Here is a 25,297-nt window from a genome sequence, read left to right on the forward strand (position 1 = left end):
CCGGGTGGCTGCGGGTGCCCGGGGGCTGGTCGCGCCCGCGCGGCGGAGTCTCATGTCGATACGGCCCGCGCCCCTATCGGGGCTGCGGCTCGTTCACAGGTACCGTGATCACGCCGCTCTTTTGTTCGTACGACCCCCCTAGGACGTCTGCCGTGTCGTTCACCGTGCCGTCGCGTACCCCGTCGGGGCCGCGAAGAAGGAGTCTGCTGGTCGGGGCCGCGGGTGCGGGCCTGCTCCTGGGGTGCTCGGCGGGAGGTGAGGGGTCGGACGCCTCCGGGGGCGATCCTTCGGTGCTGGAGAAGGCGCGGGCCCGGGTGGCGCGGGACAGCAGGGAGCTCGTGGAGCGGTACGACGCCGTGATCGCCGCGCACCCGGACCTGGCCGCGCTGCTGACGCCGCTGCGGGCGGAGGTCGTCCGGCACGCACGGGCCTTCGGGAGCGGAATGGGTGCGAGCACGGGTACCGCAAGCGCTTCCCCGTCCGGCCCGCCCTCCGCTTCGCCCTCCCCCTCCCCCGTGCCCGACGATCCGAAGGCCGCCCTCGCCGAACTGGCCGCGGCCGAACGGAAGCTGGCCGACAAGCGGGCCGAGGCGCTGCTGGGGGTGCCGGGAGAGATGGCGCGGTTGATGGCTTCGGTGGCGGCGGCGGGCGCCGGTCACGCGTACGTCTTGACGGAGGGTGCGAAGTGAGCAGCGCCGAGCTGAAGGCGGTACAGGCGGCGCTCGGGGCCGAGCACGCCGCCGTGTACGGGTACGGGGTCGTCGGCGGGAGGATCGGCGAGGCGCGGCGGAGCGAGGCGCGGGAGGCGTACGACGCGCACCGGGCCCGCCGGGACGAGCTGACCCGGGCCGTACGGGACCTGGGCGGCAAGCCCGTCGCGGCGGCGGCCGGGTACACGCTGCCCTTCCAGGTCACCGACTCCGACTCCGCCGTACGGCTCGCCGTGGAGCTGGAGGAGCGGGTGGCCGGTGTGTACTCCGATCTCGTACGGGCATCCGAGGGTGACCGGCGCGGCGCGGCGGCCGAGGCGCTGCGGGAAGCGGCGGTGCGGACGGTGCGGTGGCGTGGCCGAAGCGTAGCCTTCCCTGGTCTCGCCGAGCGGGCGGTCGCCGCCGGCCCGTCGGCGACACCGCACACCTGATCACGGCCTTGAAGGGAACGACTCGCACATGGCTCGCATGGCTTTCGAGGCTTTCGAACCGCCGCAGCGGCTCGTGCGAGCACTCGCCGAGACCCGTCGGCCGGACGGCGGTGACGGGGTCGGCGAGTGGCTGGAATCGCTCCCCCGTCTGCTCCGACAGGCGGTCGGGCTACGCGAGTTGACAGTCGAGCGGGTTCAGGCGCCGGGGGGCCGCAGCAGTCTGGTGCTCCTCGTGCGGCTGATCGACGACACCCCCGCCGTGCTCAAGCTGGCGCCCGAGCGCGCCCGGCCGGAGAGCGAGCGGGCCGCGCTCGCCCACTGGGACGGGCGCGGTGCGGTGCGGTTGCTCAACCCCGGGGACAGTCATGGCGTGCTGCTCATGGAGCGGCTGCATCCCGATCTGTCGGTGCGGTCGCTGCCCGAGGCGAAGGCGCTGCTGGAGGCCGCGGGCACCCTGCGGCGCCTGTGGGTCGAGCCGCCTCAGGCGCATGTCTTCGAGACCGTGGCCGAGCGGACGGGGCGGCAGGCCGAGGCGATGCGGGGCGGCTCCGCCGGGGACAGCGAGGCGCGGGCTCTGGTCGACGCCGCCCTTGCCGCGCGGGAGGAGCTGCTCGCCGCCGAGCCTGAGCGGCGGCTGCTCCATGGGACCTTCCGGCAGAGCAAGGTGCTGGCCGGGGAGCGGCTGCCGTGGCTGGCCGTGGGGCCGGATCCGGTCGTCGGGGAGTGTGCGTTCGATCTGGCCCGACTGGTTCGGGATCGGGTCGAGGATCTGATCGCGTCGCCGTCGGGGGCCGCGACCACTCGGCGGCGGGTGAAGAAGCTGGCCGAGTCATTGGACGTGGATCAGGAACGGTTGCGGGGGTGGACGTTGTTCCGGGCCGTGGAGTCGGGGGTTCGGGCGCGCAGGGTCGGGCGGCCTCGGGATGCGGAGTTGTTGCTGGAGTTCGCCGGGTGGCTCTAGAAGTCAACGCCGTTGCTCTAGAAGTCAACGCCGTTGCGTTTATGTCCGTGAGCGGTTCGCAAGTCCGTGCTCGAAGAACGTGATGGCGGTTCGGATGGTGTAGTTCTGGCTGGTCGTGGGCTGTTGTCCGGCGTTCGGTCCGTACTTGCTGGTGGGGTTCTTGCGGGTGCGGGCCTTGACGCGGTGCTGGTGGCGGGCGGGGTGCAGGGCGTCGAGGACGGTCCGGCCGATGGTGCCGAGGAGTTCGGCGGGTCCCGCCGGGGGCAGGATTCCGGTCGCGGTGGTGACGGTGTCGGCAGCGGTGGTCTGCAGGACGGTGAAGCTGATGCGGTCCATGTCCAGGCCGGGCCGGGTGCAGGCGGTGTCGGCGGCGGCGCGGATCAGGGCCTGGTAGGTGGTGAGCAGGGCGTAGACCTCCTGGTCGAGGCCGGTCAGGCTGCGGGAGCGCAGGACGCGGCCATCCAGCATGGTCGCCTTGATCGAGAAGTACGTCGTCTCCGACTGCCACCGCTCGTGGTAGAGATCCACGAGTCCGGCGGCCGGGTGGGCGGCCGGGTCGAGGAGGCTGGTGAGCAGGCGCCACTGCTCGGTGCGGACGGTGCCGTCGGCCAGCGTGACGGTCACGGATGCCTCGATGACGCGGACGGTCAGCAGGACGGGCAGGACGCCGTAGCCGATCCGGGCCAGGTAGGAGCCGTCGCCCAGGCGCCGGAAGGGGGTGGGTATCCGGCGGGCGGAGGAGCGCACCAGGAACTGGGCGCCGGTGGCCTGGACGTCCCGGGCGAACTCGGCTCCATCGAAGCCGGCATCGGCCAGCAGGAGCATCGTGCGGTCCAGCACACTCAACAGGCGGCCTGCGTAGGTGAGTTCGCCGTCACTCTCGGGACCGAACGCGGCGGCCAACACGGCACGGGTGCCACACTCGACCAGGACCACGAGTCGCAGCAGCGGGTAGCCGAACTCCACGCTCTCGCCCGCTCGCTTGGGATAGCGCCAGGTGAGCGCCTCCTCATCGGGCACGTGCAGCAGGGTGCCGTCCACGGCCACGGTCCGCAGCCCTCGATAGAACGAACCGGCCTGCCCGATGTGGGCGACGGGCCCGGCGATGATCTCGAACAGCCGTCGCAGCGGTGCTGCTCCTATTCGCCGTCGGGCCCTGGACAGCGAGGAGACCGCCGGACGCACCAACGGCAGTCCCTCCAGCCCTGCCGTCAGCTTGCCCCACACGCCCCGATAGGAGCAGTCCTCGAACAGGGCCAGCGCGAGGACGAAGTAGACCACAACCCGGGACGGCAGCAGTCGCAGCCGTTTCTCACGTGACCTGGTCTCCTCGATCACCGTGTCCACCAGTACGAAGTCCACGATCTGGGTCAACTCGCCCAAGTGACCGGGCGCGTACACACCCCCGGCCGCCTCGACCGTGCGCGTGATGACAGACTTCTCCTGCAACGGGACTCCCGATGATCTTCTTGCTCGACACAAGCTGATCTATCAGGACGTCCCGTTGCGTCATTCACCAGGGCTTGACCTGCGACTCAAGACTCAAACGCAACGGCGTTGCTCTAGAAGTGCCCTGAAGATCTTGAAATCGCGCCCGGCTTGCACCCATTCATGCCGATTGGCATTTACCGGCGATCCGGGGCGAGCCGGGCGGCCGGAGCAAGATCTTCATCGGCCTTCTAGGGCGTGTTCCGAAAGTTCCGTCTGCCTCGTGCCGCCGCGCACGCCCTCTCCGCCGCCGCCGCCGCTGCCGCTGCCGCTGCCGTACGCCGGGCGCCTCTGCGGACTCCCGCGACGGCGCCTGGTTCCCCGGTCGTCGTGACCGTTCCCCTCCGTTGTGTCGTTCTGTCGCGTCCTACGGTCGGGGAACGGTCTGAGAGAAGCCTGTGAGGCCTCTGGAGGCCCGGGGAGGAGTTCCTGAGGGTTCTCCCCCTACGCCGTCAGGCGGGCGATCGCCTCGTCGACGGTCAGTTCCTCGCGCTCACCGGTGCGGCGGTCCTTCAGCTCCAGGACGCCCTCGGCGGAGCGGCGGCCGGCGACCAGGATCTTCGGTACGCCGATGAGTTCGGAGTCGGTGAACTTCACGCCCGGGGAGACACCGGCGCGGTCGTCGACCAGAACGCGCAGGCCGGCCGCCCGCAGCTTCTCGGAGACGTCGAGGGCGAGTTCGGTCTGGAGTGCCTTGCCCGCGGCGACGACGTGGACGTCGGCCGGGGCGACCTCGGCGCTCCAGCACAGGCCCTTGTCGTCGGCGGACTGCTCGGCGAGGGCGGCGACCGCTCGGGAGACGCCGATGCCGTACGAGCCCATGGTGACGCGGACCGGCTTGCCGTTCCGGCCGAGGACGTCGAGCTTGAGGGCGTCGGCGTACTTGCGGCCGAGCTGGAAGATGTGGCCGATCTCGATGGCGCGGTCGAGCTTGAGGCCGGTGCCGCAGTTCGGGCAGGGGTCGCCCTCCTGGACGACGACGACGTCGACGTACGCGCCGACCTCGAAGTCACGGCCCGCGACGACGTTCTTGGCGTGCGTGCCGGCCTTGTTGGCGCCCGTGATCCAGGCGGTGCCCGGCGCCACCCGCGGGTCGGCGATGTACGTCACCTTCTCGCCCGGACCCTGCGGGCCGACATAGCCGCGGACCAGGTCGGGGCGGCCCGCGAAGTCCGCCTCGGTGACCATCTCGACGGCCGCCGGGGCGAAGTGCGCCTCGACCTTGCCCATGTCGACCTCGCGGTCGCCGGGGACGCCGACGGCCACGATCTCGCCATCGACCTTGACGAGCAGGTTCTTCAGGGTGGCGGAGGCCGGGACGCCGAGGGAGGCGGCCAGCGTCTCAATGGTCGGGGTGTCCGGGGTCGGGATCTCCTCGGCCTCCGGCACACCGGTCGCGTCCACCGGCTTCAACTCGTAGGTGATCGCCTCGGTGTTGGCGGCGAAGTCGCAGTTCGGGCAGTCCGCGAAGGTGTCCTCGCCGGCACCGGCCGGAGCCAGGAACTCCTCCGACTTCGAGCCGCCCATCGCGCCCGCCGTCGCCGCGCAGATGCGGTAGTCGAGGCCGAGGCGCTCGAACACCTTCTGGTAGGCCTGGCGGTGCAGGGCGTACGACCGGGCCAGGCCCTCGTCCTCCGTGTCGAAGGAGTACGAGTCCTTCATCAGGAACTCGCGGCCACGCAGGATGCCGGCGCGGGGGCGGGCCTCGTCACGGAACTTGGTCTGGATCTGGTAGAGGATGACCGGCAGGTCCTTGTAGGAGGACGCCTGGTCCTTCACGATCAGCGTGAAGATCTCCTCGTGGGTGGGGCCGAGGAGGTAGTCGCCGCCCTTGCGGTCCTTCAGGCGGAACAGCTCGGGGCCGTACTCGTCCCAGCGGCCGGTCGCCTCGTACGGCTCCTTCGGCAGCAGCGCGGGCAGCAGCACCTCCTGGGCGCCGATCGCGTCCATCTCCTCGCGGACGATCCGCTCCACGTTGGCGAGGACCTTCTTGCCGAGCGGCAGCCAGGTCCACACGCCGGCCGCCGTGCGGCGGACGTAACCGGCGCGGACCAGGAGCTTGTGGCTGAGTACCTCGGCGTCCGCCGGGTCGTCGCGCAGCGTCTTCGCCATCAACTGGGACATGCGCTGGACCGGTGCGTTCGCCATGGTTCTCGTACTCCTGCTGACGGGGGTCCCCCGCTCCGGCGAGGCCGAGCGTGGGGAGGGTGACGGCAGGAGGTTAGCCGGGGTGTACGGGACCGTGGAAATCCGCCGGTGGCGGTCGGGCACTCGCTACGGCCGCTGTCCGCGGCGCAGGGGCAGGGTGGCGCCCATCACCGCGTACGGCTTTGGGGCGCTGGGGAAGACGACCTGGCGGGCCAGGTCCGTGTAGCCGAGGGAGTGGTAGAGGCCGCGGGCCGGGCTGTCGACGTCGATCGCGGAGAGGATCGAGCGGGGCTCGGCCGCGCTGTCGGTGAGGGTGGTGATCAGGGAACGGCCGACGCCGCGGTTCTGGTAGCGGGGGTGGACGTGCAGTTCGGTGATGACGAAGGAGTCGTCCAGCCAGTGCTCGTGGCCGAGGGCGCGCAGGTACGGCTCCACGACGGTGGACCACCAGTGGGCGCGCTCGTTGGGCATACCGTAGACGAAGCCGACGAGGAGGCCTGCGGCCGTGGCTCCGAGTGCTCTGGCCCCCGGGTAGGTCATGTGGCGCAGGACGATCTGGCGGCGTACGGCTACCTCGTCGGGGCCGAGACCGAAGGCCACGGCTTGGACGGCCAGGGCCTCGTCCACGTGGGTGGAGAGGTCCAAGGGGCCGATGACGAGGTCCATGGCCGGGAGCCTACCGGGCCGCTGTGCCGGGTCGGGCCGGGGACTGCGGGTTGTCGTACGGGGGCGGGCTGTTCGCGGTGGGACGGGCCCGCGCGGCGGAGCCGCACGTCGGTACCGCCCCGCGCCCCCGAAGGGCGCGCATCCTGCCCGGCTTTCAGAAGTCGAGCCCTCAGAACAGGACGCTCATGAAGGCGCCCACCTCCTGGAAGCCCACCCTGTGGTACGTCCGTCGCGCGGCCGTGTTGAAGTCGTTGACGTAGAGGCTGGCCACGGGCGCGATGTCGGCCAGGGCGTAGCGGAGGACCGCTGCCATGCCGGGGGCCGCGAGGCCCTGGCCTCGGTACTCGGGGGCCACCCAGACGCCCTGGATCTGGCAGGCCTGGGAGGTCGCGGCGCCGATCTCGGCCTTGAAGACGACGCGGCCGTCGGGGCCGAGGCGGGCGAAGGAGCGGCCGGAGCCGACGAGTTCGGCCACGCGGGCCTGGTAGAGGAGGCCGCCGTCGCCGGCGAGCGGTGAGACACCGACCTCCTCGGTGAACATCGCCACGCACGCCGGCATGATCGCGTCCATCTCGTCCTTGCGGATCCGGCGGACGTACGGGTCGGGGGTGACCTCGGCGGGGTCGGGCAGGCGGTCGGTGACCATGAGGGGCTGGTGGGCACGGACCTCGCGGGCCGGGCCCCAGCTGGGTTCGAGCAGGCGCCAGAGCTGGGCGGTGGGTTCGGCGGGGCCGACGACCGAGGAGCAGCGGCGGCCGGCCCGGCGGGCGCGGTCGGCGAAGGCGCGGACGGCGCGGGGGGTGGCGCAGATGGGGACCAGGTTGGCGCCGGCGTAGCAGAGGGCGGTGAGGGCGCCGTCCTCGTACCAGCCCCACATCTCGCCGCCGAGCCGCCAGGGGTCCAGGCCGGCGACCTGGACGCGGGAGGTCACGAAGGCGTTCGCGACGGGCTCTCGGTCCAGGACGGCGAGTGCGGCGTCCAGGTCACTCGGTTCGAGGACCCTGGTGGTGGTCTGGGTCAACACGTGCGGGGGCCTCACCCTGGGGTCTGCGCTGGTCTCCGCACGATACCCTGCCGGGCTGTGCCCCGTGGCTGCGCCGTTGGGCCGTCGCCTCGGAGCTCGGGCAGTGCTGTGGTTCGGCGGGTGCGGGTGCGTCGTGGCTTGTCACGCCCACACGGCGGAGCCGCACATCGATACAGCCCCGGGCCCCTTGAGACCGCCTGCTGCCCTCTCAAGGGGCGCCGGTGCCGTCAGCCCGCCACCGCCACCGTTGGCTCTCCCGACGTGACGCCGTCGGCCTCCATCTGTTCGGCGATCTTCATCGCCTCCTCGATCAGGGTCTCCACGATCTTGGACTCGGGGACGGTCTTGATGACCTCGCCCTTGACGAAGATCTGGCCCTTGCCGTTGCCGGAGGCGACGCCGAGGTCTGCCTCGCGGGCCTCACCGGGGCCGTTCACCACGCAGCCCATGACGGCCACGCGCAACGGGACCTCCATGCCGGTCAGGCCTGCCGTGACCTCTTCGGCGAGCTTGTAGACGTCGACCTGGGCGCGACCGCAGGAGGGGCAGGAGACGATTTCGAGGCCGCGCTGGCGCAGGTTGAGGGATTCGAGGATCTGCGTACCGACCTTGATCTCCTCGACCGGAGGGGCCGAGAGGGAGACGCGGATCGTGTCGCCGATGCCTTCGGAGAGGAGCGCGCCGAAGGCCACCGCCGACTTGATGGTGCCCTGGAAGGCCGGGCCCGCCTCCGTCACACCGAGGTGGAGGGGGTAGTCGCACTGGGCGGCCAGCTGACGGTAGGCGTTGACCATGACGACCGGGTCGTTGTGCTTGACCGAGATCTTGATGTCCCTGAAACCGTGCTCCTCGAAGAGGGAGGCCTCCCAGAGAGCGGACTCGACCAAGGCCTCGGGGGTGGCCTTGCCGTACTTCTGGAGGAGGCGTCGGTCCAGGGAGCCGGCGTTGACGCCGATGCGGATGGGGGTGCCGTGGTCGCCCGCCGCCTTGGCGATCTCCTTGACCTTGTCGTCGAACTGCTTGATGTTGCCGGGGTTGACGCGGACGGCGGCGCAGCCGGCCTCGATGGCGGCGAAGACGTACTTCGGCTGGAAGTGGATGTCGGCGATGACCGGGATCTGCGACTTGCGGGCGATCACCGGGAGGGCGTCGGCGTCGTCCTGCGTGGGGCAGGCGACGCGGACGATCTGGCAGCCGGAGGCCGTCAGCTCGGCGATCTGCTGCAGCGTGGCGCCGATGTCCGACGTACGCGTGGTGGTCATCGACTGGACCGACACCGGGGCGTCTCCGCCGACCGCCACGGACCCGACCTGGATCTGCCGGCTCTTGCGGCGCTCGGCGAGCTTGGTCGGAACGGACGGCATGCCGAGAGAAATCGCAGTCATCTGCTGTGCAACCCCAAGTTGTGGATCAGGATCGGGTCCCGGTACGGCGGGCTCCGGGCTTCGAGATTACGGCACAGGCGTAGGCCTGAGCACATCACCGTCCGTAGAACCCACCCGCCCGGGAGGCTCACCGGGGAGTTCGGCCGCACGCGTGCACGTGTGTGCGTACGACGGCGGCCGGGCCCCCGCTCCCGCGAGCGTGCCCGGCCGCCGTGAACCCCGTATGGCCTGTGCCGCGACAGGCAACGTCCGCCCGGCACCGGTGCCGCGGCACTAGGAGATGCGCACCGGGTTCACCACGTCCGCGATCAGCACCAGGAGCGTGAAGCAGACGAAGATCCCGGCCACCACGTACGCGACGGGCATCAGCTTCGCCACGTCGAACGGGCCGGGGTCGGGGCGGCGCAGCACCTTGGCCGTGTTCCGGCGCACCGACTCCCACAGGGCGCCCGCGATGTGTCCGCCGTCGAGTGGGAGGAGCGGGAGCATGTTGAACAGGAAGAGGGACAGGTTGAAGCCGGCCAGCAGGATGAGGAAGCTGGCGAACTGCTGGGTGGCGGGGATGTCCAGGGTGAAGATCTCGCCGCCGACGCGGGCCGCGCCGACCACGCCCATGGGCGAGTCGGGTTCGCGCTCGCCGTCGCCGAAGGCGGCGTCCCACAGGGCGGGGATCTTGGCGGGCAGGCTGATCAGGGCCTCGAAGCCGTTCTCGATCATGTCGCCCATGCGGTCCACGGACTGGCCGAAGGAGAGCGGGAGGATGTCGGAGGCGGGCGTGAAGCCGAGCCAGCCGGCGTACACGTACTCGCCCTCGACGTAGCCGCCGTCGCCGTCGGTCCGGCTGACCTGGTTCTTGATGAGCGTGGGGGTCAGCTCGACCTGCTGGCCCTGGCGCTCCACGGTGAGGGTGACCTGCTTGCCGGGGTTGTCGCGGATGTCCGCCTGCAGGGAGGACCAGTCCACGATGGGGGCGCCGTCGAACGCGACGATCTTGTCGCCGGGCTCCAGTCCGGCGGCCTTGGCGGGGGCCTCCTGGTCGCTGTCCTTGCACTTCGAGCGGTTCTCGCTGGCGGAGATGACGCAGTCGGAGACCTTGCTGACCGTGGTCGTCTGGGTCTGGACGCCGAAGCTCATCATCACGCCGACGAAGATCACGACGGCGAGGATCAGGTTCATGAACGGACCCGCGAACATCACGATCACGCGCTTCCACGGCTTGCGCATGTAGAAGAGGCGGGTCTCGTCTCCGGGCTGAAGCTCCTCGAAGGAGGCCGCGCGGGCGTCCTCGACCATCCCGCGCCACGGGGAGGTCGAGCGGGCCTCGATCCGGCCGTCCGGGCCGGGCGGGATCATGCCGATCATGCGGATGAAGCCACCGAGAGGGATCGCCTTGACGCCGTACTCGGTCTCGCCCTTCTTCCGCGACCAGAGGGTCGGGCCGAAGCCCACCATGAACTGGGGCACGCGGACGCCGAAGAGCCTGGCGGTCGAGAAGTGGCCCAGCTCGTGCCAGGCGATCGAGAACGCCAGGCCGATCACGAAGACGACTATGCCGAGGATGAACATCAGGGTCGTCATGCACGGGCCTCCGCGGTCGTCCGCTCGGTGGGTTGGTCGGTCGAAGTGGTCAGTTCACGGGCCCGGGCGCGGGCCCAGGTCTCCGCTTCGAGGACGTCCGCCACGGTCAGGGAGGTTCCCGCTGTGGGGGTGCCGTGCTCCTCGACGACCCGCGTGACGGTCTCCATGATCGCGTTGAACCGGAGTCCGCCGTACAGGAACGCGCCGACGCACTCCTCGTTGGCGGCATTGAACACCGCCGGGGCTGTGCCCGCGAGCTCCCCCACATGCCGGGCGAGTCCGACCGACGGGAACGCGTCGCCGTCGAGGGGGAAGAACTCCCAGCCGGACGCCTTGGTCCAGTCGAAGGCGGGCGCGGCGTCCGGGACGCGCTGCGGCCAGCCGAGGCCGATGGCGATGGGCCCGCGCATGTCGGGGGGCGTCGCCTGGGCCATCGTCGATCCGTCCGTGAACTCAACCATCGAGTGGACATACGACTGGGGGTGCACGACGACCTCAATACGAGCGAAGGGAATGTCGTAGAGGAGGTGCGCCTCGATGACTTCCAGGCCCTTGTTGACCAGGGTCGCGGAGTTGACGGTGATCACCGGGCCCATGGCCCAGGTGGGGTGCGCGAGGGCGTCGGCGGGCGTGACGTCCGCCAGTTCCGCCTTCGTCCGGCCGCGGAAGGGGCCCCCGGAGGCGGTGACGACCAGTTTGCGCACATCGGCCCGGGTGCCGCAGGCGAGTGCCTGGAAGAGGGCGGCGTGCTCGGAGTCGACCGGGATGATCTGGCCCGGCTTGGCCACCGCCTTCACCAGCGGGCCGCCGACGATGAGCGACTCCTTGTTGGCGAGTGCGAGGGTGCGGCCCGCCTCCAGGGCGGCGAGGGTCGGGGCGAGGCCGATGGAACCGGTGATGCCGTTGAGCACCGTGTGGCAGTCGGATGCGGCGAGGTCCGTGGCGGCGCCCGGGCCGGCGAGGATCTCGGGCAGGGCCTCCCCGGCCCCGTACGCGGTGGTCAGGGCCTCACGCAGGGCCGGTACGACGTCCTTACGGGCGACCGCGACGGTCCGTACGCGCAGGCGGTGCGCCTGCTCGGCCAGCAGCTCCACCCTCCCTCCGGCGGCGGAGAGCCCGGTGATGCGGAAACGGTCCGGGTTACGCAGGACGAGGTCGATGGCCTGGGTGCCGATCGATCCGGTCGATCCGAGGATCACCACGTCCCGTACACCGTCGACCGGGTCGAAGACGAGATGCGGATCGGCGAGAGGGGCTGGACTGTCGCTCATCCCCCCATTGTGGCCGCTTCCGGTGTCCGCCAGGACCGCGCGCCCCTCTGTTGACCCACTTCGTGCCGTGTGCGGTTGACGAGGGCATTTCTCCACTTGTGAAGCACACGTGAAGACCGGGGTGAACGGACATCAGCGCGACCAAGTTCCAGGACCGCAGGCCGGCGGTCGGCTGTCGGCTGTGGCTGATCGCGCCCAGGCGGCGGAGCCGCAGATCGGCACAGCCCCGCGCCCCTGAAAGCATGGGGCGCGGGGAGCTGTGACGTCACCGGACGCGGCGGTGGACGTTCTCCTTCTCGCTGGGGCCGGGTGTCGCGTCCGCGATCCAGGGGCCCTCGCCGGACGGGTCGATCACGCCCTGCTCCAGCCACTCGTAGACGCCCCCGAGCACCCCCTTGACCACCTTGCGGTCGAGGTCGTCGGTGTTGTCCCAGAGGCGGCCGAAGAGTTCCTCGACGCGGAGGCGGGACTGACGGCAGAAGACGTCGGCGAGCTGGTAGGCCTCGCGGCCGTGGTCGCCGGTGGTGCGCAGGAGTTCGGCGCGCACGACGGCCGCGCTCATGGCGAAGAGTTCGGCGCCGATGTCGACGATCCGGCCGAGGAAGCCCTGCTTGCTCTCCATACGGCCCTGCCAGCGGGACATGGCGTAGAAGGTGGAGCGGGCCAGCTTGCGGGCGTTGCGCTCGACGTAGCGCAGGTGCGCGGAGAGATCCGGATGTCCTTCGGGGTGGAAGTCGCCGTACGCGCGCGGGAGCTGTCCGGCGCCCGCGACCAGCTTGGGCAGCCACCTGGCGTAGAAGACGCCCGCGTTCGCGCCGGCCCTGGCCTTGTCGGAAAGGGACTTCTCCGGATCGATGAGGTCGCCGGCCACGGAGAGGTGGGCGTCGACGGCCTCACGGGCGATCAGCAGATGCATGATCTCCGTGGAGCCCTCGAAGATCCGGTTGATGCGCAGGTCGCGCAGGATCTGCTCGGCGGGGACGGCCCGCTCGCCGCGCGCCCGCAGCGAATCCGCCGTCTCGAAGCCCCGGCCGCCGCGGATCTGGACCAGTTCGTCGGCGATGCGCCAGCCCATCTCGGAGGCGAAGAGCTTGGCCAGGGCACCCTCGATGCGGATGTCGTTGCGGTCCTCGTCGGCCATCTGCGAGGAGAGATCGAGCACCGCTTCCAGGGCGAAGGTGGTGGCGGCGATGAAGGAGATCTTCTGCCCGACCGCCTCGTGGTGGGCGACCGGCTTTCCCCACTGCTCACGGGCCACCGACCACTCGCGGGCGATCTTCAGGCACCACTTGCCGGCGGCCACGCAGGACGCGGGGAGCGAGAGCCGGCCCGTGTTGAGGGTCGTGAGGGCGATCTTCAGGCCCGCGCCCTCGGGGCCGATGCGGTTCGCGGCGGGGACCCGGACCTGGTGGAAGCGGGTGACGCCGTTCTCGATACCGCGCAGCCCCATGAAGGCGTTGCGGTTCTCGACGGTGACACCGGGCGAGTCGGCCTCCACGACGAAGGCGGTGATGCCGCCCCTGTGGCCCTCGCTTTTCGGCACCCGGGCCATCACGACGAGAAGGTCGGCGACCACGCCGTTGGTGGTCCACAGCTTCACCCCGTCGAGGACGTAGTCGTCGCCCTCTGCCACCGCGCTCGTGGCGAGCCTGGCCGGGTCGGAGCCGACGTCGGGCTCGGTGAGGAGGAAGGCGCTGATGTCGGTGCGGGCGCAGCGCGGCAGGAACTTCTCCTTCTGTTCGGGGGTGCCGAACAGTTTCAGCGGCTGCGGTACGCCGATCGACTGGTGTGCGGACAGCAGCACGCCGATTGCCGGGCTGGCCGAGCCCGCCAGGGCCAGCGCCTTGTTGTAGTACACCTGGGTGAGGCCGAGACCGCCGTACCTGGGGTCGATCTTCATGCCGAGGGCGCCGAGCTCCTTGAGGCCGTTGATCACCTCGTCGGGGATGCGGCCCTCGCGCTCGATCAGGGCCCCGTCCACCTTCGTCTCGCAGAAGTCGCGCAGCTCGGCGAGGAACTTCTCGCCGCGCCGGACGGCCTCGCCGGTGGGGAGCGGGTGGGGGTGGATGAGGTCGAGGCGGAACCGGCCCAGGAACAGTTCCTTGGCGAAACTGGGCTTGCGCCAGTCCTGCTCCCGGGCGGCCTCCGCCACCTGGCGGGCCTCACGTTCGGTGACGACGGGCTTCTTGAGGGGTGGTGCGGACATGAGGCTCACCTCGCCGCGAATCGGGATCTTGTCCCTGGATGGTTACCTATGGGTGCTACCTGATCGTTGGTACCCGATCCCGGGTGAGCCCGCCACCCCTCGTGCGCGCGTTCAGCCGTTTCGCGAACCCGATCGCGACCGGACCCGCCCGAAGTCGCCATCCAGTTCTAAGCTGGGATCACGGGGAGCACCCGGAGGAGCGCGAGGGCCGCGCGACAAGCCCCAACCGTGCGCTCCCGCCCCACACCCCCACCCCCACCTCGCCTCGGCGCCCACCCCGTCATCGAAGCGCTTCGACAACCTATGGACACCCACCCCCCGCCGAGCTACTGTCGAGCCACCCTCACTGCCTCTTGTCCCGAAGAAGTGCGCTGTCGAAGCGCTTAAACACGCTTGGAGAGCTGGATGGTCACCCTCGCCGAGGTCGCCCAGCACGCCGGAGTCTCGGCGAGCACGGTGAGCTATGTCCTCAGCGGCAAGCGGTCCATCTCCGTCGGCACCCGGCAGCGGGTCGAGCGGAGCATCCAGGAGCTCGGCTACCACCCGAACGCGGGGGCCCGCGCCCTGGCGAGCAGCAGGTCGAACATCGTCGCCCTGATGGTCCCGCTGCGCACCGACATGTACGTCCCGGTGATGATGGAGATCGCCATAGCCGTGGCCACCACGGCCCGCACGTACGGCTACGACGTGCTGCTCCTCACCGGCGAGGAGGGCCCCGACGCGGTGCGCCGCGTCACGGGCAGCGGGCTCGCCGACGCGATGATCCTGATGGACGTCGAGCTCGCCGACGAGCGGCTGCCGCTGCTGCGCGGCACCGACCAGCCGTCGGTGCTCATCGGACTGCCCGCCGACACCAGCGGTCTGACCTGCGTCGACCTCGACTTCGGTGCGACGGGCGCGCTGTGTGTGGAGCATCTGGCGGTGCTCGGCCACCGCGAGATCGCTGTCATCGGCGAGGCGCCCGCGGTGTACGAACGGCACACCGGTTTCGCCGAACGCACCCTCGACGGACTGCGGTCCCGGGCCCGGGAGCTGGGCCTGCGCGTGCTGCACCGCCCGTGCGAGGGCGGCTACGACGCGATGGCCGCGACCCTCGCCCGGATCTTCGACGAACGGCCGGGCACCACGGGGTTCGTCGTGCAGAACGAGTCCGCGGTGGAGCCGCTGCTCGCGCTGCTGCGCCAGCAGGGCCGGGCGGTGCCCGAGGACGTCTCGGTGATCGGGGTCTGCCCGGACCAGGTCGCCGTGCAGGCCTCCGTGCGGCTGACCTCCGTCGCCATCCCCGCCCAGGAGATGGGACGGCGGGCCGTGGAGCAGCTGGTCGCCAAGCTGGAGGGGCGGGACACCGACGAAGTGGTCCTCCTCGCCCCCGAACTGACGGTCCGCGCGAGCACGGGCCCGCTGTCCGCCACGGGCTGAGCCCACCGACCGAGCCGGTCGGCGGTCCGCGCCGCCACCACCGACACCGAAACCGACAGTCACCGCCCTTTCCCGGTACGGAAGTCGCCGTACGGGATCGCCGTAGGAACCTCCTCCCCCACCGCCCGGCCCACCGAGCCGAGTCCGGTGTGCCGCCACTCCTCCCTTCCAGGAGCCGTCTCGTGAATCAGCCTGCCGAGAACCAGACCCCGTCGGGCGCGGTCAGCCTCGCCCAGTCCTCCCCCACCGTCGGTACGTTCCGTGAGCGGGACGGTGCCCTGGAGTGGAGCGGACGCCAGGAGACCCTGCGGATCGAGCCCTGGGGCCCGGACGCCGTCCGGGTCCGCGCCCGCCTGGGCGGCCCGGTCCTCGACGGGCTGCCCGGTGCCCTGCTCGACGAGGCGGAGAGCACCGAGAGCAGCGTCAAGATCGAGGACGGGCTGGGGTGGCTGACCGTCGGCGCGCTCACCGTCGAGGTGAACGCCGAGGGCCTGATCCGCTACACGCGCACCGCCGACGGCAGTGAGCTGCTCTCCGAGGCCCGCGCCCACTTCTGGTGGCCGGGCTCGCGCCTCTACACCGCCGTCGGCAACGGTTACCACCGCCTTGAGCAGCGCTTCGCCGCGTACGACGACGAGAAGCTGTACGGCCTCGGGCAGCACCAGCACGGGCGGCTCGACCAGAAGGGCCTGGTCCTCGACCTGGTCCAGCGCAACGCCGAGGTCGGCATCCCGGTGCTCACCTCCAGCCGCGGCTACACCCTGCTGTGGAACAACCCGGCGATCGGCCGCGTCGAGCTGGCCGGCAACGGCACCCGGTGGGTCGCGGACTCGGCCCGGCAGATCGACTACTGGATCACCGCGGGCGACCCGGCCGACGCGCAGCGCCGCTACAGCGCGGCGACGGGCCGTACGCCGATGCTGCCCGAGTGGGCGGCCGGGTTCTGGCAGTGCAAGCTGCGCTACCGCACGCAGGACGAACTCCTCGCCGTGGCACGGGAGTACAAGCGGCGCGGCCTGCCCATCGACGTCATCGTGTGCGACTTCTTCCACTGGACGCACCTCGGCGAGTGGAAGTTCGACCTGAGCGAGTGGCCCGACCCGGCGGCCATGGTCCGTGAGCTGGACGAGCTGGGCATCAAGCTGGTGGTGTCGGTGTGGCCGTCGGTCTCGCCGCTCAGCGAGAACCACCACCTCATGGAGCAGCGCGGCTACTTCATCGGCACGCAGTACGGCCCGATGGCGCACGCCGACTGGCCGGACAAGCAGGTCGCGTCGACGGTCCAGGTGGCCTTCTACGACGCGACGAATCCGGAAGCGCGGGAGTTCGTGTGGTCGCGGGTGAAGGAGAACTACCTGGAGCGGTACGGCATCAAGGCGTTCTGGCTGGACGCCTGCGAGCCGGAGCTCAAGCCGGGCTTCCAGGAGAACCTGCGCTACTGGGCGGGCCCCGGCCTGGAGGTCGGCAACATCTACCCGGCAGAGAGCGCCCGCACCTTCTACGAGGGTCTGAAGGCGACCGGCGAGGACGAGATCGTCTCCCTCAACCGGTCGGCGTGGGCGGGCAGTCAGCGCTACGGCGCCGCGCTGTGGTCCGGTGACATCGGCACCGACTTCCCGACCCTGCGCCGGCAGATCGCGGCGGGCCTCAACACGGCGCTGTCCGGCATCCCCTGGTGGAACACCGACATCGGCGGCTTCCACGGCGGGAACCCGGACGACCCGGCGTACCGCGAGGTGATGGTCCGCTGGTTCCAGTTCGGCGCGTTCTCCCCGCTGATGCGGTTGCACGGCTTCCGCGAGCCCGGCATGCCGCTGGGGCCGGACATGACCGGTGGGCCCAACGAGGTCTGGTCGTACGGGGAGGAGGCCGGGGTGGTCCTGGAGCGGTATCTGCGACTGCGGGAGCGGCTGAAGCCGTACGTGCTCCAGGTCATGCGTGAGGCCCACGAGGAGGGGCTGCCGGTGATGCGACCGCTGTTCCTGGAGTTCCCGGACGACGCGGCCGCCTGGTCGGTCGACGACGCGTATCTGTTCGGGCGGGACGTGCTGGTCGCCCCGGTGCTGGAGGCGGGGGCGACCACCTGGACGACGTATCTGCCGGCGGGGGCGCGGTGGACGGACGCGTGGACCGGGGAGACGTACGAGGGGGGCCGGTCGGTGACCGTGGACGCCCCGCTGGAGCGCATTCCGGTGTTCCTGCGGGACGGGGTGTCGCTGCCGATCGCCGAGTAGGGGGACGTACACGCCGGTGGTGCCCGACTCGGCGTACCGGGCGAGCTGTCCGCCGATTCCCACGGGTGAGCCGTGCGGGGGTTCCACCCGCGTCGCCCCGGGGCGACGGAGAGAGACGGAGACGGGTCTACGCTGTGGCGCCACGGCCATCCCATGGTCTTCAGGGGTGTGCACGACCTCTGGGTGAGTGGAGATGACGGGGATGAACAGCCGTACGGGAGAGCCCCGCGGAACGCGCGGGGGACGGCCGGGACGCCGGGGCCCGGCCGTCCGCAGACCCGTCCACCGGACGCGGACGACGATACGCGCCACCGGCGCGCATCTGGACGCGCCGAGGGCCTCCGGTGCCACCGGAGGCGGCACCGGAGGCCGAGGTCCCCATGACCTGGTGCCGCGACGGGGCGAACGTCGCCCGTCGCGGCACCAGCCGACGACCCGGCCTGCGGCTCAATCGCCGATGACCGTCAACTGCTGCTGACGGTCAGGTTGTTGGTCCTGAAGTCCAGACCGCCGGACGAGGAGGTGACCTCGAAGCCGAACTGCACGTCACCGATGGTCTCGTTGCCCATCCAGCCCTTGGTGTCCTTGATCCACTTCAGGACCGGGAGGATCTGGACGGTGCCGGAGGTCGAGTCCGAGGTGCGCAGGAACGAGATGACGTCCCAGTACGTGCCGTCGGACCGGTACGCGCGGCCCTTGTAGACGTTCCAGTTGTGGCCACCGAGCGTGGCGTTGCCCTGGTAGCTGCCGAGCGCGCCGACGGCGCCGTTGTAGTTGACCCAGAGCATGATCTCGTAGTCGTGGTCCGTGTCCCAGACGTCGTACGAGGTGTTGTACGCGCCGGAGGACGGGACCGTGACGTTGTAGCTGCTGTTGAGCGAACCGAGCGAGCTGATCGTCTTGTTGATCACCTTCTTGGAGTTGGGGTACGACTTGATGCCACCGGTGTTGGGGTGGTTGGCCCAGACCCCCCAGTTGGTGCCGGAGTTGGCCCAGATGCACTGGCTGCCGGCGCCGGAGCCCCAGATGTTGTTGTAGAGGGTGTAGCCGTTCAGGTTCGTGTTGCCCCACTGGGCGCAGGAGTTCCAGACGGCGGCCGAGGCGGGGGCGGAGGCGAGGCCGATGGTGGCGCCGAGCGCGAGCGCGGGGGCCAGCAGGACCTTGCCGATCCGGCCGAGGGTGCGAGTGCGGGAGCGGGTGCGTGTTGCCATGGGGTGTCGTGTTCCTTCCATGGGTGGGGGGAGTTGCGGGGTGGGGGAGCTACCGCGGCCCCAGGGTGAGGACGCGGTCTTCTCCGGCGACGAGGTCGAGCGGTTCGGCGCCGGAGGAAGTCCGTAGTTCCACGCGACAGGTCCGGGTGGGGCGCAGGGCGACCGTCGCGCCGTGGGGCCCCCAGGTGAGGTCGGCCTCCGCCCCGAAGCGGGTGCGTACGCCCCGGAGGGAGCCCTTGGGGTACGCGTCCGGCAGCGCGGGCAGGAGGACGAGCCGGTCCGGGGTCGACTGGACGAGGGCCTCGATCAGCACGCCGGGCAGCGTGTGCGCGGCGTCCGCGTTGTAGACGTCGAGGCGGGGGTAGTGCGAGGTCATCAGGGAGGCGTGGAAGAAGTCGCCGGCCAGGACCTGCCCGAGTGCGTGCGCGACCCGTTCGCCGTCCCGCAGCCGGGCCGCGACGAGCGCGTGGTGCAGGTAGCCGTGTGCCGAGTCGTTCTCCGCGCCCCGGAGCTCCAGCGCGCGGTGCGCCGCCGCCGCGAGGTCCGGGGTGTCGTACGGGGTGATCTCGTCGAGCGGCCACACCCCGTAGAGGTGACTGAGGTGGCGGTGGTCGTAGGTCTCGGCCAGCCCCGGCCACGCCCACTCCGCCAGCGCCCCGTCCTCGTTCACCCGGTGCGGCGGGATCCGCTCGGCCAGCGCCCGCCAGCGGTCCGCCTCGGCGGAGCCCGGGTGGTACTCGGCGGCGGTCAGCAGCGCGTGCCGAGCGGCGGAGAGGTCCATCGCCGCGTTGATCGCACCCCAGCTCGCGTTCGCCGGCCGGTTCTCCGGTGAGTAGGAGGGCACGACGACGACCTGCCCGTCGGCGTCGGTCCGGGTGAGGAAGTCCTCGTAGAAGCGGGCCGCCTCGGCGAGCGCGGCTCCCGTGCGCGGATCACGCTCGCCGCGTGTCTCGTCGTGGTCCACCAGCGGCTTCAGCAGCCAGTCGGCTGCCGCCGTCCAGAGGTGGAGGGGGTACTCCCGGCTGTAGTGGTACGTGTACCCGGACTCCCCGTCGGTGTGCGGGGGCGCCACCACACCCCGCGCGCCGAAGATCGCCCGCGCGTTCTCCCGCCAGTCGTCGAGCTGCCCGTGGACCAGGTTCGCGTGCGCCTCGGTCACCTCCGGCAACGCGCCCGCCGCCGCGGACGCCGTCTGGAGGTTGAGGTTCGCGTCGGTGGTGAACGCGCCCGACCACGCGGTGTTCCAGTCGCCGGTCCAGAGGCCTACCAGGCGCGGCGGGAGCAGGCCGCTGGAGGAGAGGAGGTGGTAGCGGCCGGCGGCGAAGAGGCGTTCGAGGAGGGCGGGGCTCCGGTGGCGGCGGACCAGCTCGGAGCCGGGCAGGGAGCGCTCGGTGTCGTCGGCTTCCAGAGTGAGCGAGGCCCGGCCGTACGCGGTCCGGTGGCGGTCGAGGTGGCGTTCCAGGAGGTGGCCGAAGGTGTCCTGCTCCTGCAACAGGCCCCGCAGGCCCCGCCGTTCGGCCATCGCGTCCAGTTCACCGCTGTGCCGGCGTACCCGGGTGAGCAGCAGCACCGACCGGGCCCGTTCCACCTGTACGCCGGGCGGGGTGAGGGTCGTACGGCCGCCGGTGACGACGACCAGCGTGGTGCCGGTGTACGCGCGGTCGCTGCCCGGGTAGCGGACCCTGAGACTCAGTGCCGCGCCCTCGGGGGTGAGGACCGCGCCATGACCGATCCCCAGGTCCGTGGGTGCGCCCGGCAGCCGGGGGTCGAGGTCGATGTCCAGGGTGAGCGGGTGCCCTGTGACGCACTGGACGATCACGTCGTCCGCGCGTGAGACGAAGACACGGCTGCGCCAGCCGTCGCACACGGCCTCGACGACACCGGTGGTGAAGTCGACCGAGCGCCGGTAGCCGCGCCTGTCCCCGTGCGCCTGCCTCAGCCGTGTCCGGAACGCGGGATGGAACGGCTGCACCCACCGCAGCCCGCGTCCGTCCGTGAACCCTTCGGCGGCGGTCAGGTCACCGGCGAGCATCCGGTCCTGGAGCGAGGCGAGTCGGCCGGCGAGGCGCGGCGGCCTCTCGCTCTCGCCGCCGTTGGGGCGTACCAGGGTGTGGTGGGTGACGATGACGCTGTCGTCGTCGGGGTCGCCGAACACCATGGCGCCGTGCCGGCCGTTGCCGCTGAGGAAGGCGTCCTCCCAGCGGGCGGCGGGCGCCGGCTCCCACGTGCCGTGCCGGGTCGGCGCGGTGGTCGCCGTCGAGGCCGCGTCCGGGGTCGTGGACCTGGTCATGAGGTCAGCACCGCCACGCCGTACCGGCCGAGCGTCAGCGAGCCGGTGACCGTCGCCCCCGTCAGCAGGTCCCGGTGGATGCCCGGTATCCCGACGGTGACCTCGTCGCGGCCGTGGTTGAGCACGAAGAGCGCCTCGCCGCGACGGACCGCCTCGATGCCGTCGGGCAGCCCGTCGAGCACCGGGCGCACCCCGGCGTCCGTCGCGACCCGCGTCAAGAGGGCCCGCAGCTCGGCGGGTTCGGGCAGGGTGGAGACGTACCAGGCGCGTCCCTTCCGCAACACCGCCGGGAGGCCGTCGAGTTCGCCGCCCTTGTAGGGGACGGTCTGGTCCGGGTCGCCCGCCTCGATCTCCTCGGACCACAGCGTCCCCCGGAAGCCGTCGCACTCGACGTCCTCCCCTGCGTCCAGCGGCCACCACTCGTGCAGGGTGCGGATGCCGAAGAGTGCGCGGAGCCGGGCGTCCATACCTCCCGGGCGTACCCGGTCGTCCCCGTCGGCGACCCCGGTCAGGAAGCCGCTGACGAGGGTGCCGCCGCCGCGTACGTACGCGAGGAGGTTCTCGACGGCCGTGTCGGTGAGCAGATAGAGCTGCGGTACGACGACGAGCCTGTAGGCGGAGAGGTCGTGCTCGGGGTGGGCGAAGGCGGTGGTGAGGTGTGCCTCCCAGAGGGCGCGGTGCCAGGAGCGCACGACCTGGGGCAGGTCGACCTCGGACGAGAGCCGGCCGTCCTGGGCTCCGGCCCACCAGGAGTTCCAGTCGAACAGCACGGCGACGTCGGCGTGGACGTGATGTCCCGTCACCTCATCGCCGACAGCGGCCAGTTCGGCGCCGAGCCGCTTGACCTCCTGGTACGTGCGCCCCTGCTCGCCCGCGTGGCTGACCATGCCGGAGTGGAACTTCTCCGCGCCCTGCCGGGACTGTCGCCACTGGAAGTAGCAGACGGCGTCCGCGCCCCGGGCGACCGCCTGGAGGGACCACAGACGGTTGAGGCCGCGGGGCTTGGGGTGGTTGACGCCGCGCCAGTTGACGGGGCCGGCGGCCTGCTCCATGAGCATCCAGGGGCCGCCGCCCGCCTGGGAGCGCGTCATGTCCTGGATCAGCGCCCCGTTCTGGGCACCGAGCGGGTCGCGCGGGTCGGGGTAGATGTCGACCGAGACGACGTCCTCCTCCTCGGCCCACCGCCAGGCGTCCTGGCCCACCCACATCGGCATGAAGTTGGTGGTGACCGGGAGGTGCGGGGTGTGCCGGCGGACGATGTCGCGCTCGATGACGTAGCACTCCAGGAGCATGTCGCTCGTGAAGCGTCTGAAGTCCAGCACGTGCGTGGGGTTCTTCATGTAGTGGGCGCGACGGGGTGGCAGGATCTCGTGCCAGCCGTCGTAGCGCTGGCTCCAGAAGGCCGTGCCCCAGGCCTCGTTGAGCGCCTCCAGCGTGCCGTATCTCCGCCGGAGCCAGTCACGGAAGGTGACCGCCGCCTCGTCGCCCCAGTCGTAGGTGCAGTACTCGTTGTTGATGTGCCACATCGTGAGGGCCGGGTGGCCGCCGTAGCGGGCGGCGAGGTCCTCGGTGATGGCGGCGGCGTAACGGCGGTAGGTGTCGCTGGAGTGCGAGAAGTGCTGGCGGGAGCCCCACCACTCGATCTGCCCGTGCTCGTCGCGCGGCAGGGTCTCGGGGTGGAGGCGACCCATCCACGGCGGCGGGGAGGAGGTGGGGGTGGCGAGGACGACGCCGATGCCGTGGTCGTGCATGAGGTCCATCAGCTTGTCCAGCCAGCCGAACTCCCGTGCACCCGGCCGGGGTTCGAGTTTCGCCCAGGAGAAGACGCCGAGGGTGACGGAGTTGACGCCGGCCTCCTTCATGAGGCGTACGTCCTCGTGCCACACCTCCTCGGGCCACTGCTCGGGGTTGTAGTCACCGCCGAACAGGACCCGGCCTCGCGTGGCGTCGTTCAGGCCGGGGCGGGTGGCGTCCTGCGGGGCCGGGCGGGTCGCCTCCGGCATCAGACCGGCTCCCCGTACTGGACGCCCCGCCCGTTCGTCGCGAGGTACACGCGGCCGTGGACGCGCGGGTCGCCGATGATGACCTCGCCGATCCAGCCCCACTGGTGGGCGTCGTCGTTGATACGGATCCAGGTCTTCGCGCCGTCGTCCGAGCGGTAGACGGCGGTGATGGCCTCGGTCGAGCCGACCTGGTAGACGGCCGGGTAGTCGGCGCCGTCCGCGGCCTTGCCGAAGCCGAGGGTGTACGAGGCCCAGCAGCTGTCGACCTTCGAGAAGGCGGCACCGCCGTCGGTGGAGCGGTACAGCCCGTTCCACTTCACGCTCAGCCACAGGTCGCCCTTGCGTCCCGGGGCCGCGACCAGCTTGAACTGACTGTCTCCCTTGGGTAGTCCGGTCGCACGCGCCGTGAACGAACGGCCGCTGTCGGTGCTGGCGAACAGTGTTCCCGCGTCGGTGTCGTACGCGTAGAAGACCGTCGGGTCGGCCGGGTCGGCGACCGGCGTGGCGCCCTTCGGGAAGGAGGAGACCTCGGTCCAGGTCGCGCCGTTGTCGGTGGAGCGGTGGGCCGCGTACTTCGTGCCGTCCCAGTGCACGAAGGACCACAGCAGCACACTGCCGTCGGCGTTGGTGGCGATCGGCCCCGGCGCGTCCTTGGCGATGGCGGGCTGGGTCTTGAAGGGCGCCCAGGTCCGGCCCCCGTCGTTCGAGTAGGCGCCGTTGCCGTTGTCGCCCCAGCCGGTGCGGACCACGTACGACGGCTTCTCCGCGGCCTGCGCGAGGCCCGTCGCCGATCCGAACACGGGGTTCGTCGCCATGCCGCGCGAGGGGGACGCCGTGAGCCGCTCGTGGTACATCGTGCCGATGTCCCCGGACCCGCTGATCAGGTGCGCCTCTCCGACCGGCGGCGAGACCAGCTGGCGCACGGACGTCTCCTCCAGGCCGCGGATCTGCGGGGCCCAGCGCCTGAGGTCGCGGGTGCCGTAGAGAGTCGCACCGGTGCCGTACACGATGTGCTTCGAGTCGTACGGGTCGAGCGCCAGCGCCTGGATCCACCAGCCGAACTTCGGCTCGTCGGCACCCCACTTGAGGTAGGGCGTCTCGGACACGTCGAAGACGGCGGAGTCCTTGAGGGACGTCCAGGTACGGCCGCCGTTCGTGGAGCGGTACACGGTGTCGATGTCGGCCCAGCGGTTGTTGGTGGAGACGACGACGGTGCCAGGGCGGCAGGCGTCCACGTCCACCCCGCCGTAGCCGAAGCTGTCGGCGCTGCCGTCGGCCGTGGTGCCGCCCGGCTTCACGGGGGTGACGTCGGTCCACTTGCCGCTGGTGGTGCGGAGCTTGTGCACGCTGCCGTCGGACTGGCCGTTGGGGCCGGGCGCGTTGGCGTACGTCACGTACAGCTCGCGGGTGTGCTTGTCGTACGCGGCGCGGATCGGGACCTTGGCGGAGGTGCCGGTGGGCTGCCCGGGGACGGCTTTCCAGGTGGTGCCGTCGGTGGTGCGGTAGAGGTTGGCGGAGGTGCCGTCGCCGTCGCCCCAGCCGGCGTAGACGGCGCGGCCGGCGGCGACGAGGAGGGTGACGCCCTGGCCGGAGCTGCTGGGACTCGCCGGGAAGCCGGTCGCCGGCGCCCAGGTGGCGCCCCGGTCGGTCGACTTGAGCAGGCCGTCGTGTCGGGTGCCCAGCCACAGGGTGTCGCTGTCGCGCGGGTCGACGAGGAGGCGCTCGCCCGTGCCCCGGCCGTCCTCGTTGGCGCCGAGCTTCACGGTGAGGTCGGTGCGGCTCCAGGTGGCGCCGCGGTCCTCGGAGCGGAGGATCGCGCCGTTGCCGGCCCAGGACTGGGCGTAGGTGCCGAGGGCGAGGTAGAGCCGCTTCGGGTGGGCGGGATCGACGGCGATGGCCTCCACGCCGAGGAGGTTCCAGTCGTCCCAGCCGAGGTGGTCGGTCAGCGGGGTCCAGCGGGCCTTGCGGTCGTCCCAGCGGTAGGCGCCGCCGATGTCGGTGCGGGCGTAGGCGAGGCCGCGGACCGAGGGGTGGAAGAGAACGCCGGTGACGAAACCGGTGCCGCCGATCACGGCGGTGCGCCAGCGGTAGCCGCCGGCGGCGGGCTCCGCCCCGGCCGCCCGGGCTTCTGCGGCGTGGGCCGGGGCCCCCAGCGTGGGGAGGGCGGTGAGGGCGGCGGCGACCGCGGTTCCGGTGAGTACGGTGCGGCGGCTCGGCTGGGGCGTGCGCATGACATACCTCGTTTTGCGGGAGGGGGTGCGTTTGTTTGGGT

General features: G+C 71.2%; 17 protein-coding genes. 5 read left to right on the forward strand and 12 right to left on the reverse strand.

Annotated features, from left to right (window positions below; genetic code table 11):
• Positions 1 to 152 precede the first annotated feature (152 nt).
• The 3 genes from WBG99_RS08880 to WBG99_RS08890 are packed head-to-tail and all read left to right on the forward strand — an operon-like array spanning position 153 to position 2,102.
• Positions 153 to 689, forward strand: coding sequence for a hypothetical protein (locus WBG99_RS08880; RefSeq protein WP_338895807.1), 537 nt, complete (start codon positions 153 to 155; stop codon positions 687 to 689).
• A complete protein-coding gene (locus tag WBG99_RS08885) occupies positions 686 to 1,141 on the forward strand; it encodes a ferritin-like domain-containing protein (RefSeq protein WP_338895808.1) in 456 nt (151 codons plus the stop codon). The genes WBG99_RS08880 and WBG99_RS08885 overlap by 4 nt, the downstream gene beginning before the upstream one ends.
• A gap of 28 nt (positions 1,142 to 1,169) precedes the next feature.
• Positions 1,170 to 2,102 carry an aminoglycoside phosphotransferase family protein gene (locus WBG99_RS08890; protein ID WP_338895809.1) on the forward strand — a complete coding sequence of 311 codons (933 nt, stop codon included), beginning with the start codon at positions 1,170 to 1,172 and terminating at the stop codon, positions 2,100 to 2,102.
• A gap of 39 nt (positions 2,103 to 2,141) precedes the next feature.
• Here the strand turns inward: WBG99_RS08890 and WBG99_RS08895 are convergent, their stop codons facing one another.
• From WBG99_RS08895 to WBG99_RS08930, 8 genes are all read right to left on the reverse strand, one after another.
• Positions 2,142 to 3,551, reverse strand: coding sequence for an IS4 family transposase (locus tag WBG99_RS08895; protein WP_338895810.1), 1,410 nt, complete (start codon positions 3,549 to 3,551; stop codon positions 2,142 to 2,144).
• A gap of 483 nt (positions 3,552 to 4,034) precedes the next feature.
• A complete protein-coding gene (locus WBG99_RS08900) occupies positions 4,035 to 5,738 on the reverse strand; it encodes a proline--tRNA ligase (RefSeq protein WP_338895811.1) in 1,704 nt (567 codons plus the stop codon).
• 126 nt (positions 5,739 to 5,864) lie between these two features.
• Positions 5,865 to 6,404 (reverse strand): GNAT family N-acetyltransferase, encoded by a 540-nt coding sequence (locus tag WBG99_RS08905; protein ID WP_338895812.1) that lies wholly within the window; start codon positions 6,402 to 6,404, stop codon positions 5,865 to 5,867.
• A gap of 169 nt (positions 6,405 to 6,573) precedes the next feature.
• The gene (locus WBG99_RS08910; RefSeq protein ID WP_338895813.1) at positions 6,574 to 7,428 is read right to left on the reverse strand and encodes a GNAT family N-acetyltransferase; all 855 of its coding nucleotides are present in this window, start codon (positions 7,426 to 7,428) and stop codon (positions 6,574 to 6,576) included.
• A 227-nt stretch (positions 7,429 to 7,655) separates the two neighbouring features.
• Complete coding sequence (ispG, locus tag WBG99_RS08915; RefSeq protein ID WP_338895814.1) at positions 7,656 to 8,813, reverse strand: flavodoxin-dependent (E)-4-hydroxy-3-methylbut-2-enyl-diphosphate synthase; 1,158 nt, start codon at positions 8,811 to 8,813, stop codon at positions 7,656 to 7,658.
• A gap of 273 nt (positions 8,814 to 9,086) precedes the next feature.
• Entirely contained in the window at positions 9,087 to 10,391 is a 1,305-nt protein-coding gene (locus tag WBG99_RS08920; protein ID WP_338895815.1) for a site-2 protease family protein, read from the reverse strand.
• Complete coding sequence (dxr, locus tag WBG99_RS08925) at positions 10,388 to 11,662, reverse strand: 1-deoxy-D-xylulose-5-phosphate reductoisomerase (protein ID WP_338895816.1); 1,275 nt, start codon at positions 11,660 to 11,662, stop codon at positions 10,388 to 10,390. Before dxr ends, WBG99_RS08920 begins: the two co-directional genes overlap by 4 nt.
• Before the next feature lie 265 nt (positions 11,663 to 11,927).
• Complete coding sequence (locus WBG99_RS08930) at positions 11,928 to 13,868, reverse strand: acyl-CoA dehydrogenase family protein (protein WP_338895817.1); 1,941 nt, start codon at positions 13,866 to 13,868, stop codon at positions 11,928 to 11,930.
• A gap of 405 nt (positions 13,869 to 14,273) precedes the next feature.
• Between WBG99_RS08930 and WBG99_RS08935 the strand changes: the two genes are divergently transcribed.
• Positions 14,274 to 15,287, forward strand: a complete 1,014-nt coding sequence (locus tag WBG99_RS08935; protein WP_338895818.1) for a LacI family DNA-binding transcriptional regulator — start codon at positions 14,274 to 14,276, stop codon at positions 15,285 to 15,287.
• Between the two features lie 182 nt (positions 15,288 to 15,469).
• The gene (locus WBG99_RS08940) at positions 15,470 to 17,521 is read left to right on the forward strand and encodes a glycoside hydrolase family 31 protein (RefSeq protein ID WP_338895819.1); all 2,052 of its coding nucleotides are present in this window, start codon (positions 15,470 to 15,472) and stop codon (positions 17,519 to 17,521) included.
• 464 nt (positions 17,522 to 17,985) lie between these two features.
• On the opposite strand, the gene WBG99_RS08945 is transcribed toward WBG99_RS08940, so the two are convergent.
• From WBG99_RS08945 to WBG99_RS08960, 4 genes are read right to left on the reverse strand one after another with little or no spacing between them, the layout of a single operon-like run.
• Positions 17,986 to 18,732 carry a hypothetical protein gene (locus WBG99_RS08945; RefSeq protein WP_338895820.1) on the reverse strand — a complete coding sequence of 249 codons (747 nt, stop codon included), beginning with the start codon at positions 18,730 to 18,732 and terminating at the stop codon, positions 17,986 to 17,988.
• A 49-nt stretch (positions 18,733 to 18,781) separates the two neighbouring features.
• Entirely contained in the window at positions 18,782 to 21,022 is a 2,241-nt protein-coding gene (locus WBG99_RS08950) for a glycoside hydrolase N-terminal domain-containing protein (protein WP_338895821.1), read from the reverse strand.
• Complete coding sequence (locus tag WBG99_RS08955; protein ID WP_338895822.1) at positions 21,019 to 23,025, reverse strand: beta-galactosidase; 2,007 nt, start codon at positions 23,023 to 23,025, stop codon at positions 21,019 to 21,021. Before WBG99_RS08955 ends, WBG99_RS08950 begins: the two co-directional genes overlap by 4 nt.
• Positions 23,025 to 25,256 (reverse strand): 1,4-beta-glucanase, encoded by a 2,232-nt coding sequence (locus WBG99_RS08960; protein ID WP_338895823.1) that lies wholly within the window; start codon positions 25,254 to 25,256, stop codon positions 23,025 to 23,027. The genes WBG99_RS08955 and WBG99_RS08960 overlap by 1 nt, the downstream gene beginning before the upstream one ends.
• Between the last annotated feature and the right edge of the window lie 41 nt (positions 25,257 to 25,297).

This window comes from Streptomyces sp. TG1A-60 (assembly GCF_037201975.1).
Taxonomy (GTDB): domain Bacteria; phylum Actinomycetota; class Actinomycetes; order Streptomycetales; family Streptomycetaceae; genus Streptomyces.